11 protein-coding genes and 1 riboswitch are annotated in these 12159 nt (G+C 44.7%); of the genes, 1 reads left to right on the forward strand and 10 read right to left on the reverse strand.

Features of this window, described 5'->3' with window-relative positions; all coding sequences use genetic code 11:
* Positions 1–102 precede the first annotated feature (102 nt).
* From IEY48_RS19645 to IEY48_RS19680, 8 genes are all read right to left on the reverse strand, one after another.
* Entirely contained in the window at positions 103–363 is a 261-nt protein-coding gene (locus tag IEY48_RS19645) for a type II toxin-antitoxin system Phd/YefM family antitoxin (RefSeq protein ID WP_188923247.1), read from the reverse strand.
* 128 nt (positions 364–491) lie between these two features.
* Positions 492–1130, reverse strand: coding sequence for a cob(I)yrinic acid a,c-diamide adenosyltransferase (gene cobO / locus IEY48_RS19650; RefSeq protein WP_188923248.1), 639 nt, complete (start codon positions 1128–1130; stop codon positions 492–494).
* 129 nt (positions 1131–1259) lie between these two features.
* On the reverse strand, positions 1260–1790 hold the full coding sequence (gene cobU / locus IEY48_RS19655) for a bifunctional adenosylcobinamide kinase/adenosylcobinamide-phosphate guanylyltransferase (RefSeq protein ID WP_188923249.1): 531 nt from the start codon (positions 1788–1790) through the stop codon (positions 1260–1262).
* Complete coding sequence (locus IEY48_RS19660) at positions 1790–2575, reverse strand: adenosylcobinamide-GDP ribazoletransferase (protein ID WP_188923250.1); 786 nt, start codon at positions 2573–2575, stop codon at positions 1790–1792. Before IEY48_RS19660 ends, cobU begins: the two co-directional genes overlap by 1 nt.
* Before the next feature lie 9 nt (positions 2576–2584).
* The gene (cobT, locus tag IEY48_RS19665) at positions 2585–3721 is read right to left on the reverse strand and encodes a nicotinate-nucleotide--dimethylbenzimidazole phosphoribosyltransferase (protein WP_188923251.1); all 1137 of its coding nucleotides are present in this window, start codon (positions 3719–3721) and stop codon (positions 2585–2587) included.
* A 12-nt stretch (positions 3722–3733) separates the two neighbouring features.
* Positions 3734–4822: a FecCD family ABC transporter permease gene (locus IEY48_RS19670; protein ID WP_188923252.1), complete on the reverse strand. Its 1089-nt coding sequence runs from the start codon at positions 4820–4822 to the stop codon at positions 3734–3736.
* Positions 4815–5624 (reverse strand): ABC transporter ATP-binding protein, encoded by an 810-nt coding sequence (locus IEY48_RS19675; protein ID WP_188923253.1) that lies wholly within the window; start codon positions 5622–5624, stop codon positions 4815–4817. Before IEY48_RS19675 ends, IEY48_RS19670 begins: the two co-directional genes overlap by 8 nt.
* 79 nt (positions 5625–5703) lie before the next feature.
* Positions 5704–5822: riboswitch (cobalamin riboswitch) on the reverse strand.
* Positions 5821–6531 carry a histidine phosphatase family protein gene (locus IEY48_RS19680; RefSeq protein ID WP_188923254.1) on the reverse strand — a complete coding sequence of 237 codons (711 nt, stop codon included), beginning with the start codon at positions 6529–6531 and terminating at the stop codon, positions 5821–5823. It overlaps the preceding riboswitch by 2 nt.
* Positions 6532–6740: 209 nt before the next feature.
* On the opposite strand from IEY48_RS19680, the gene metH reads away from it, so the two are divergent.
* A complete protein-coding gene (metH, locus tag IEY48_RS19685) occupies positions 6741–10457 on the forward strand; it encodes a methionine synthase (RefSeq protein ID WP_188923255.1) in 3717 nt (1238 codons plus the stop codon).
* A 222-nt stretch (positions 10458–10679) separates the two neighbouring features.
* Here the strand turns inward: metH and IEY48_RS19690 are convergent, their stop codons facing one another.
* Entirely contained in the window at positions 10680–11138 is a 459-nt protein-coding gene (locus tag IEY48_RS19690; protein WP_188923256.1) for a DUF3465 domain-containing protein, read from the reverse strand.
* Between the two features lie 5 nt (positions 11139–11143).
* Complete coding sequence (locus tag IEY48_RS19695) at positions 11144–11899, reverse strand: Clp protease/crotonase-like domain-containing protein (RefSeq protein ID WP_188923257.1); 756 nt, start codon at positions 11897–11899, stop codon at positions 11144–11146.
* Between the last annotated feature and the right edge of the window lie 260 nt (positions 11900–12159).

Raw genomic sequence — 12159 nt, forward strand, 5'->3', positions numbered from 1 at the left:
CTTGTTTAATATCGCTTCTTTAAATTGAACTGAATGCCTTTGATAATTCACTTGCTTTAACTTACCGCGCCCTGTTTATTTGTAAATTAATTGAGGCGACAACTATCCTGACACAGGGGGATACTTTCCAGAATCTAACTCATCCAAAAAGTCATTTCCGTCCACAAGATCATCTTCATCAATATTTTCAAAGCGTGATCGAACAAGTTCCATTTTCAATTCTTCAAAACGGTTGTATTCTTCGCAGGAGACAATCACTGCGACAGGATTGCCGTTCTTTTTAATTTCAATAGGTTGAGATTGAACTTTCAAAAGCATCTTACCGAAATTGGTTTTTGCTTCATTTGCATTTAGTGTAAACATCTAAAGATCCTCATCTTGATTACATACACACTAATACAATCGACCAAAACAATCAAATCGAACGATTTGTTCGTTTTTAACGTTATCAAGATTAGTCGGTGCTATATCCATTACCAACAGCCAATAAATCAATAATCAAATCCCAACTGCGCTTTAATGCCGTCATTAAACGCGTGCTTTATCGGTACAACCTCGCTGACAGTATCGGCTAAATCAATAATGTCGCGATGACAGGCGCGACCGGTAATAATCACATGTTGCATTGGTGGACGGTTTTTAAGTGCAGTTAATACTCGCTCAAGTTCGATGTAGTGATAACTCACCATATAGGTTAACTCATCAAGCAGCACTAAATTCACCGACTCATCTTTTAACAGTTTTTCGGCTTCAACCCAGGCTTCCATTGCGGCTTGGGTGTCTGTTTCTTTATCTTGAGTTTCCCAGGTAAAACCGGTTCCCATGACATGAAACTCAACGCCTGCGCCTTCTAATAAATTACGCTCACCACAAGCCCAGGTGCCTTTAATAAACTGTACTACAGCCGCTTTATGACCATGACCCACAGCGCGAGCAACCGAGCCAAAACCCGAGGTTGATTTACCTTTACCGTTACCGGTGAGCACCAACAAAATCCCCTTTTCATCTTGCGCGGCAGCAATTTGAGCGTCTACGCCTTGCTTTACTTTTTGCTGGCGCGCTTTATGGCGCTGGGCTTTAGTGGCATCAATCGCGTTTGTTGATTCATTATCGTGGTTTTCGGTTGTCATATTATTATTCCTGTTGATGTGCTCATCTTAAAAATGCACTGCTAATGAGTCTGTAATACGCGCAATGGGTTGTACGCGGATCGGATTAATTTGTATTTGTGGTATATCGAATCAATGTACGATGAAGTCTTATTGCTTTAACGCCAATGGCAGCCCTGCAACCACCAGCGTCACTTGATCTGCTATTGATGCGATAGCTTGATTTAACCAACCCGCCTCATCGACAAATTGACGATTGAGTTCGCCCATTGGCACTATTCCAGAGCCGACTTCGTTACTCACTAACACCACATCACTGTGTAATTGGGTCAGGCATTCAAGCAGTAACGACTTTTGTTTAGGCCAACGGCCAGGATTTGGGTCGAGTAAATGATTGGTTAAGAGCAGTGTTAGGCAGTCGACTAAAATGACTTGTTGCGGCTTATCAATTGCCACTAAAGTTTGGGCAACGTCGAAAGCTTGTTCGTGCAATGTCCAGTCATGGGCGCTGGACACTCTGTCTTGCTGGTGCTTGGCAATACGTTGAGACATTTCAGAGTCTAACGCGGTGGCCGTTGCTACATAGACACATGAATAACCGATTGCGGCGTATTCGGCAACACGCTGCTCTGCAAATCGGCTTTTACCACTGCGCGCGCCGCCTAACACTAAGTGGATCATTAGCTTAATCCAACGGCTAATATCACCAGGTAACAGCACACCTCACTGATTTGTTGCGCTGCACCTAGGGTGTCGCCGGTGTATCCGCCAATTTGTTTGCGGAAAAAGCCACCCAACAAAATTCGCACTAGCCACAACGAAATAAACAGTGCAAATGCCGCGACACCATTTAGCCACAACAACACAAAAATGCCACTGGCGATTAAAATAAATAAGTCGTTTAATTGCTGGTATTCAGCAATCGGCTTTGATTTGCTCGTGTCATCATCGCGAACATATTGCTCACTAAAAATGAAACTCGATGCCAACACACGGCTCAAGGTGTGACCCGCAATAAGTGCACTCACCGCCGCCATTGGGCTGTATAGAGCAAGTTCAACCAATAATTGCCATTTAAGCAATAACACGAGTCCGAGCGCTAAAGCACCATAACTGCCTAAGCGAGAATCTTTCATAATTCGTAGCTTATCAGCTATTGTCCAACCACCGCCAAAGCCGTCAGCGGTGTCAGCTAAGCCGTCTTCATGAAATCCGCCCGTGACGAATACACTCGCAACCATCGACAATAATATGGCAATGCTGGTAGGCAAAATTAATTGTGCTAACCAAAACACCAACGCACAAATTAAGCCGATAACTAAGCCGACTAAACCAAAATAACGACTGGCTTTGTTGAGTTTATCGTTATCGATGACTACCCACGACGGTATTGGGATCCGAGTAAAAAAACTCATCGCCACAAAAAATAAATTTAACTGCCGCAACCATTTTATATCGCCAGACATTTTGTTCCTTTAAACCACATTATTAACGCCAGCATCATCGAAGCTGGCCATTTGATTGTAAAAATTTACTGCCCCTTGAATGAGGGGTAAGGCCAATGCAGCGCCGGTTCCCTCTCCTAACCTTAATCCTAATGACAACAATGGTGTAGCCTGCAACGTTTGCAGCATTAATTGGTGCCCTTGCTCGTGCGACTGGTGAGCAAACACTAAATAATCATTTGATTGTGGCGCTAATTTTAGCGCAACTAATGCTGCTGCAGTAGCGATAAAACCATCTATTACGACTAATATTTTTTGCTCTGCCGCCGCCAAAATAGCGCCGGTCATTTGTACAATTTCAAAACCGCCCAAGTGGGCTAATATCGACTCAATTGACGTCAGCTCATTACGATGTAAATCAATTGCTTGATTAATTAATGTGACTTTTTTGTTTAAGGTTGCATCGTCAATGCCCGTTCCGCGCCCGACACAAAGTTCAACATCAAGATTAAGCACTGCCGCCATTACCGCCGCAGCAGCACTGGTATTGCCTATGCCCATTTCACCTAAGGCAATCATGCTACAACCATTATCGACATGCCTTTTGACCAAGTGTTTTGCAAATTCAAAACCCTGACGGACTTGAGCTAACGACATAGCCGGTTGCAAATGCATGGCTTGGGTTCCCGCACCTAAGCGTTGATTGACCACACCACAGTCACTGGCTAATGGTTGTAAAATACCGCAATCGATGACTTCTAATGCAAAACCCACCTGGCGACAAAATACATTAATCGCCGCGCCACCATGAATAAAATTATGCACCATTTGGGTGGTCACTTCGCTTGGGGCTATAGACACCCCATGCGCGGCAATACCATGGTCAGCAGCAAATACCAGCATGGTAGGCTTATTGATATATAGCGGTGAACAAGTCGCGGCCTTCGATTCAGTGACGGTCGATTCAGTGCGATCAGGTTGAGCATTAATCCATTCACTTTCGCGGCTATATTGCACTCTGGCTATTTGTAACGCTAAAGATTCAAGTTGCCCTAATGCCCCTAGCGGTTTGGTTTTTTGGTTAATTTTGTGCTCAATGGCCGGATCATATTGGCGGCTTGCCACGGTAACAGAAAATAACGACTGGGCAATAGATTGCTGATTCAATTCTCAATCCTTTTATCGACGGTGACGTAAAATAAACAAAAAGAACACACTGCCAAGTGCAGCAGTAATAATACCGACTGGTAATTCTTGATTGCCCAATAAGCAGCGCGCAATCACATCAATCCATACCATAAATAAACCGCCCAATACCGCAGTTAATATCATCGGCTGACGCCCAGAAAACAATAGCCTTACAGTATGGGGGATCATCAAACCCACAAAGCCGATACCGCCACAACTGGCCACCAGCATTGCGGTAATCAGTGAACACAGCAGTAGCATGCTTAATCGCAATTTTGCTACATTGACCCCGAGAGTATGCGCGCTCTCATCACCGGCTTGTAGCGCCATTATTTGCCGTTTAAAGGCCAGCATAATCAGTAAGCTCATACTAACGGTAACCGTAGGAAGCCATAGCTGCGACCAACTGGCTTTAGCAAAACTGCCTAAACTCCAAAATAGCACTGATGCGGTCGCTTGTGGGCTTGAAAAATACAATAATAAACTGGTTAAGGCGCCGAACAGAAATGAGGTTGCCACCCCAGATAACAACATGCGCTCAACCTGGCTGGTGCGGCCAATACCCGACAAAGCAACCACAAACATTACCGATAAACTGGCACCAATAAAGGCCCCAACAGGTAAACTGAGCATCGACCAAGACCACCAAGGCTGGTGACCGAGTGACGATACCACCAGCGCGCCATCAAACAGCTGAGCAAAAATCCCCGTTTGGCTAAATAGCGAAATCACCACAACTGCACCAAACGATGCCCCTGAGCTAATGCCAAATAAATACGGGTCGGCAAGCGGATTTCGGGTCACGGTTTGCAAGACACTCCCCGCAAGAGACAACCCTGCTCCCGCCACAAACGCCAGCAAAATACGCGGTAAACGCAGCTCTAATATAATCCGCTGGCTTAAACTTGCGCTCTGACTTGCATCGTTATTGCCACTCAATAGCGATGTCATAACGCCTAATACGTCAGACAGCATAATATTGGCGGCACCAAAGCTGGCTGCAAAAAACGGGGTCACTATGGTTGCTAGCACAATCAAAGCTAACACACTGTAATAGCGGGTATGCGCAGCATTAATCATTGTGTTGACTCACTCTATTATTGGTCTGATAACCATAAAAATAACTGATCAACGGTTTTGCATGCTGAGGATGTTGGTTAACCTCGCAGCATACGCCAAATACATCACTAATTTGTCGTTCGGTCAGTACTGCGGTTGGATTGCCTTTAGCGATAAGCTTGCCCTGATCAAGTAACAGTAATTTGTCACACATGGCACTGGCTAAATTTAAGTCGTGGATTGAGGCGATGACGCTTATTCCAAGCGAAGCCACCAATTCTAAAATTTGAATTTGGTATCGAATATCCAAGTGGTTGGTGGGCTCGTCTAAAATAAGGATTTGCGGTTGCTGCACAATTGCACGGGCAATAAGCGCACGTTGTTTTTCGCCGCCAGACAAATGCTCGTAAGGTTGCTGGGCATGTTGAGTAAGGCCCACTTTAGTTAATGCGCTATCAACTAACTCGCGATCATGTTGAGTTGTCGCGTCAAATATCCCCTTATGTGGCGTTAACCCCATGGTGACTAATTGTTCTGTTGTCAGGTCAAAATAATGCGGTGTATCTTGTTGTACCACGGCAACAGTGCGCGCTAATGCCTTAGCTGAATAATTGCTAATATGTTTCGAAAAAAGCGTAATTTTGCCGCTGCTAGGTTCAATATAACGATACAAACAGCGCAATAGGCTCGACTTACCGGCACCATTAGGGCCAATAAGCCCTAACATTTGTCCTTTAGGTAAGCTGAAATGAATATCAGCAAGAATGGTTTTACCGTCAACTTGCCAAAAAAGGTGTTCGACATCTAATACCGACTCAGACATGGCTTGTACCTCGCCATGACCAAATCACTTTAATAAAAATCAACATAATAACTCCCCTAAGTTGCCCGCTTAGGTATGGATATTGAAGTAATTCAAAGCTGGTATCTGACTCATATTCAATAGGTTATTGAATATCTACAGTTGCGGGTACAGTTTGGGCTTATCCCAATTCCCAATACCTTGAATTACATAATGATTAACGTGTATCTGTTGGCAACATTTGCGGCCAATTTAATCTAAAGGTCACTTCAGGTTGCTGCGTTTGATTATCAGCTAAAGGCGTAACGTCATCGCTCGGTTCAGCCCAGTACACATCAACAGACATAATAGCAGCATAGGGGATGGCAAGGTTAGCGAATAATCCGTTGTTTTGGCTGCTTTTAAGCACATAAGCCATAATGCAGCGCATTACCCCGCCGTGCGTCACTACCAGGGCTTGCTGATTATTTATTTCAGGCTCATCTGCTGCATTTAGCGAGTGCCACATGCTGTCGACCACCGCCATAAAGCCTTGCTGCACCCGTTGATAAAAATCCACCAAACTCTCGCCATTTTCGGGTGTATTGGCTACTTGCCATGGGTCTTGCCAGTACGCATCAAATTGACTTGGGCTGGCTTGATAAATGGCATCATAGGTTTGGCCGTCCCATACGCCAAAGTTAACTTCTTGCAACGCTGGCAGCACGGTGAGTGGTAAATTTAATTGCTGGGCAATGCTAGTAGCAAAACTTTGGCAACGCACTAAAGGAGAGCTAAAAATTTGCTCAATAGGCAGTGGCACACAGCTAAAAGCCTGGTGCATTTTTTCTCGCCCCTGCTCAGTTAATGCCACATCTATTTGGCCACGGGCGATTTCACCACCTTCGCACTCACCGTGACGCAAAAATACGATTCTGGCTTGTTTCATTTAATACTACCTCAGCCTTGCCCTTTGAATAAAAACTCGCGTATTATAGACGTCTATACGTTTATATGTCTAAATGAAGTTTTTAGGTAATCATTCAGAATAGACTCTTTGCCTTGTACAATCAGGATATCGCCCTTTTCCATTAATTTAAGGGTATGCTTATCTCAATCAAGGTATCAAGCAACATAGTGATAAAAAGGTAACCGTTTATGGCGAAGTCGACTTCTCACAGTCAAACACTTGAACAACTTAACGCATTGTTAGCAGAGCGTATTGTGATTTTAGACGGTGCAATGGGCACCATGATCCAAAATCATAAGTTGGAAGAAGAAGATTATCGCGGCAAGCGCTTTAAAGATTGGCACTGCGATGTAAAAGGTAACAATGACTTATTGGTACTGAGCCAACCTGAATTAATTAAGGCGATTCATGTCAAATACCTACTAGACGGTGCTGACATTATTGAAACCAATACCTTTAACGCCACCACTATCGCCATGGCCGATTATGACATGCAAGCCTTGTCGGCCGAAATTAACCTCGAAGGCGCCCGCGTAGCACGCCAGGCTGCTGATGAAGTGGCCGCACAAACAGGCAGCCCACGTTATGTTGCTGGGGTACTTGGGCCAACCAACCGCACCTGCTCTATTAGCCCAGATGTTAACGACCCCGGTTTTCGTAATGTCAGTTTTGATCAATTAGTTGAAGCCTACGTTGAATCCACCACTGCGTTAATTGAAGGTGGCGCCGACATTATTTTGGTCGAAACCATTTTTGATACCCTAAATGCCAAAGCCGCGTTGTTTGCCATTGAAAAAGTGTTCGATGAAATTGGCGAGCGCTTACCTGTGATGATCTCGGGCACCATTACTGACGCATCCGGTCGTACCCTGACCGGACAAACCACCGAGGCATTTTATAACTCGCTGCGCCATATTAAGCCATTATCGATTGGCCTTAACTGCGCACTTGGTCCCAAAGAGCTACGCCCATACGTAGAAGAATTATCACGCATTGCCGAATGTTATGTGTCTGCCCACCCCAATGCGGGCTTACCCAACGAATTTGGTGGTTATGATGAAACCCCAGAAGAAATGGCCGAAGTCATTAATCAGTGGGCTGAAGCTGGCATGCTTAATATTGTCGGCGGTTGTTGCGGCAGTACGCCAACTCACATTAGCGCGATCCGTGAAGCAGTGCTCAGGCATGACCCAAGACAGCTCCCCGACATTCCTGTCGCCTGTCGTTTATCTGGCTTAGAGCCATTAACAATCGATCACAACTCATTATTTGTTAACGTCGGCGAGCGCGCCAACGTCACTGGCTCGGCTAAATTTTTACGCTTAATCAAAGAAGAAAAATTTGAAGAAGCACTCGATGTGGTGCGTGAGCAAGTTGAAAACGGCGCACAGATAATCGACGTCAACATGGACGAAGGCATGCTCGACGGCGCTGCGTCGATGACCAAATTTTTAAATCTCATTGCCTCTGAGCCAGACATTTCCCGCGTGCCTATCATGATCGACTCATCAAAATGGGAAGTCATTGAAGCCGGCCTTAAATGCGTGCAAGGCAAGTCGATTGTTAACTCAATCTCGATGAAAGAAGGCGAAGAAGCCTTTATTAAACAAGCCACATTAGTGAAACGTTATGGCGCTGCGGCGATTGTGATGGCGTTTGACGAGCAAGGCCAGGCCGATACTCGCGCCCGTAAAACCGAAATTTGTACCCGTGCATACCGCATTTTGGTTGATGTGGTCGGTTTTGCCCCTGAAGATATTATTTTCGACCCGAACATTTTTGCTATCGCGACCGGTATTGATGAGCACGACAATTATGCTGTCGACTTTATCGAATCAATTAAAGACATTAAATCGACACTGCCACACGCCATGATTTCAGGCGGTGTGTCTAACGTGTCGTTCTCATTTCGTGGCAACAATTCAGTACGTGAAGCAATTCATGCGGTATTTTTATACCATGCGATTCAAGCGGGTATGGACATGGGGATTGTTAACGCGGGTCAGTTAGCAATTTACGATGACATCGATAAAGATTTAAAAGACAAAGTCGAAAATGTGGTCCTTAATTTACCTTGCCCAGTGGCCGACTCCAGCAATACTGAGCAGCTACTCGACATTGCAGAGCAATATCGTGGCGACGGTTCACAAGTGGCTAAAAAAGAAGATTTAGCCTGGCGCAGCTGGCCGGTAAACCAACGTTTATCGCATGCCTTGGTTAAAGGGATCACCGAGTTTATCGATGAGGATACCGAAGCTGCTAGGCTTGAAGCGACTCGCCCACTTGATGTGATTGAAGGGCCATTAATGGATGGCATGAACGTGGTTGGTGACTTATTTGGCGCCGGCAAAATGTTCTTACCGCAAGTGGTTAAATCAGCCCGGGTGATGAAAAAAGCCGTGGCCTATTTAAACCCGTATATCGAACTTGAAAAAGTCGAAGGCCAATCTAACGGTAAAATCTTAATGGTGACCGTAAAAGGCGACGTGCACGATATTGGCAAAAACATTGTTGGCGTTGTGCTGGCGTGTAATGGTTTTGAAGTATTCGATTTAGGCGTGATGGTGTCGGTTGAAAAAATTCTCGACGCAGTTAAAGAACATGATATCGATATTATTGGTATGTCAGGGCTGATCACGCCAAGTCTGGATGAAATGGTCCACAACGTGAAAACTTTCCATCGTGAAGGCTTAACCATTCCAGCCATTATTGGCGGTGCTACCTGCTCTAAAATTCATACCGCGGTGAAAATTGCCCCACATTATCCACACGGTGCCATTTACATTGCCGATGCTTCGCGCGCTGTGCCTATGGTGTCAAAACTGATTAATAATGACACTCGCCAAGCCACCATTGACGAAACCTATGCTGAGTACGACGTTATGCGTGAAAAACGCCTGTCGCAAACCAAGCGTAAAACCATCGTATCGATTGAAGCGGCTCGTGAGAATCGTTGCAAACACGACTGGGAAAGTTATACCCCATTTACCCCTAACGTACTGGGGCGTCAGGTGTTCGACGACTATCCGTTAGAAGACCTAGTGGAGCGTATCGACTGGACACCATTCTTTAGAAGCTGGGAGCTACACGGCCATTACCCTGAGATTTTAAACGACAAAGTTGTGGGCGAAGAAGCACGCAAACTGTTTGCCGACGGTAAAGCCATGCTAGAGACCATCATCAAAGAGAAATGGTTAACCGCCAAAGGCGTGATTGGGTTATTTCCTGCCAATACGGTTAATCATGATGACATTGAACTGTATACCGACGAAAGCCGCACCACAGTTGAAATGACCACTCATCATTTGCGTATGCAACTTGAGCGTGTGGGTAACGACAACTTCTGTTTATCTGACTTTGTTGCACCAAAAGACAGCGGCGTTGCTGATTACATGGGCGGCTTTGCAGTGACTGCGGGGCATGGCATTGACGAACATATCGCGCGTTTTGAAGCCAATCACGATGACTACAATGCCATTATGCTTAAGTGCCTAGCCGACCGTTTAGCTGAAGCTTTTGCCGAGCGTATGCACGAGCGTGTGCGTAAAGAGTTTTGGGGATACGCTGCCGATGAAGTGCTAGACAACGAAGCGTTAATTCGTGAACGTTATAAAGGTATTCGCCCAGCACCTGGTTACCCAGCTTGCCCAGATCATACCGAAAAAGGCTTGTTATGGGATTTACTCAAACCCGATGAAACCATCGATTTGAACATCACCGAAAGCTTTGCCATGTACCCGACCGCTGCGGTGTCTGGCTGGTACTTTGCCCATCCTAAATCGCGCTATTTTGGCGTGACTAATGTCGGTAAAGATCAGGTTGAAGATTACGCTAAGCGTAAAGGCATGAGCCTGGCAGAAGCAGAAAAGTGGCTAGCGCCAGTGCTGGACTATGATCCTGAGTAAAGAATGATCCAGAATAAAGTGTGACCCTGAGTAGAGAATGATCCTGAGTAAAGGATGATCCTGAATATACTCTAGTTCGCATATCATCTTGATGATGCATTTAACGCCTCATCAAGATGATTTATCAGCCACTCCTTTTATTCAGCCTTAATCTAGGCATTCTTTAACATTCCCGCCAGACAGTACTCCCATTCCCAAATCGCTATTTACAAATCATAAAGCTTATTGATAAGTGCTGCCATTGTGCTTCAGCCATCCACCGATATGTTGTCCGCGAGGGTCGTGATGAGTCCAGTGGATAACGCCGCCTTTGTTATTAAACTCATACACACCATAGAACTCGACGTTATCGCCAACATTTAGGCCATTTATGCGTGGGGCTAAATCGATATTATGGGCAACAAGTAAGGTGCCGCCACTGGCTATTTTCAAAATAAACCGTTGATGGCGACTGCCTTTTAGATCATCCGACAGTACTTTTATAACATTACCAGAACCCGCCACTTGAACTTTGCTCTGCCGATTATCAATGGCATTTTGTAAAGCGCTGTTGCTGGCACTATCACTGGCAACGGTATCAGCCGCGAAAACGTTTTGTACTATTTGGGTGGTTTGAACGTTTTTGTCTAAATAGCCAAATAACGCGATGCCGAGTAAGCCAATGAGCAGTATTTTTTTCATGATTATCAAATCCCTTGTGATAACAAGCCAATCTTTTCTTGTTCTAAAATCTTACTATGCTGCATTAACAACAAGTCCAATACCTCAGGCGATAAACTAAATATTTGCACTACGTATTCACCAGATGCTGAGTGGGTTGCTTGCTCACCTTCATAAGTAATGTGTAAGCCTAATCGCTTTAAGGTTTTCTGATCATAACTAAATAACTGCGCGTCTCTTTTATCGTGTAACCCTGGCATCATGCCTATCACCGTCACAATCTGATTCACCTTTACCTTGTTGAAAAAGTCGAGCTCGGCTTGCTGCCACCTAGTCAAGGTGTCATTCGCACCTTTGCGCAACCTCTTGTTAGTACCTTGGTTATTAAAATTCGGGAGATAAATCGGTTGTAATGCACCGCCATGCCAACCCAATAGGCCACCTTGTTTGACCGTAACATCATTACTGGCTGTAGCAATATAATTAGCACAAGATGATGCGCAGATTTTGTCTACTATCACCTTTAGCTTGTATTGATATACCAGCTCACCAAATCGAATGCCTGCGAATACTTCACCGCCACCACTATTGATGATCAGTGATTCTATTTTTGTTGGGCTGTTAGTGAGGAGTTGTTCAAAAGAGGCGACATTATCAGCGGTGATTTCGCCACTATAAACAATTGTGTTTGCTGAGAGTGGATCAACCACCACACTAAATGGCTCTGGCTGGCTTGCACATCCTGTTAAGGTGAGCAGCAAAACGAAAAGTAAATTACGCATTCATATTCCATTATGATGTTGAGTTAAGGATAAATTATCACGAATAACTGCTTTTAAGTAAATTTATAAACATTAAAAAATAACACATTTGGTTATTAATATTATGGCTAACAGCCGATATCATTGTGACGCTTACCCCCTGTGTCAGGATAGTTGTCGCCTCAATTAATTTACAAATAAACAGGGCGCGGTAAGTTAAAGCAAGTGAATTATCAAAGGCATTCAGTTCAATTTAAAGAAGCGATATTAAACAAGCTTAG

Source organism: Shewanella saliphila, from assembly GCF_014648295.1.
Taxonomy (GTDB): Bacteria; Pseudomonadota; Gammaproteobacteria; order Enterobacterales; family Shewanellaceae; genus Shewanella; species Shewanella saliphila.

Coding starts and splice junctions, on each gene's coding strand:
- IEY48_RS19645 (WP_188923247.1), bottom strand. CDS start 363: ATGTTTACACTAAATGCAAATGAAGCAAAAACCAATTTCGGTAAGATG.
- cobO (WP_188923248.1), bottom strand. CDS start 1,130: ATGACAACCGAAAACCACGATAATGAATCAACAAACGCGATTGATGCC.
- cobU (WP_188923249.1), bottom strand. CDS start 1,790: ATGATCCACTTAGTGTTAGGCGGCGCGCGCAGTGGTAAAAGCCGATTT.
- IEY48_RS19660 (WP_188923250.1), bottom strand. CDS start 2,575: ATGTCTGGCGATATAAAATGGTTGCGGCAGTTAAATTTATTTTTTGTG.
- IEY48_RS19670 (WP_188923252.1), bottom strand. CDS start 4,822: ATGATTAATGCTGCGCATACCCGCTATTACAGTGTGTTAGCTTTGATT.
- IEY48_RS19675 (WP_188923253.1), bottom strand. CDS start 5,624: ATGTCTGAGTCGGTATTAGATGTCGAACACCTTTTTTGGCAAGTTGAC.
- IEY48_RS19680 (WP_188923254.1), bottom strand. CDS start 6,531: ATGAAACAAGCCAGAATCGTATTTTTGCGTCACGGTGAGTGCGAAGGT.
- metH (WP_188923255.1), top strand. CDS start 6,741: ATGGCGAAGTCGACTTCTCACAGTCAAACACTTGAACAACTTAACGCA.
- IEY48_RS19690 (WP_188923256.1), bottom strand. CDS start 11,138: ATGAAAAAAATACTGCTCATTGGCTTACTCGGCATCGCGTTATTTGGC.
- IEY48_RS19695 (WP_188923257.1), bottom strand. CDS start 11,899: ATGCGTAATTTACTTTTCGTTTTGCTGCTCACCTTAACAGGATGTGCA.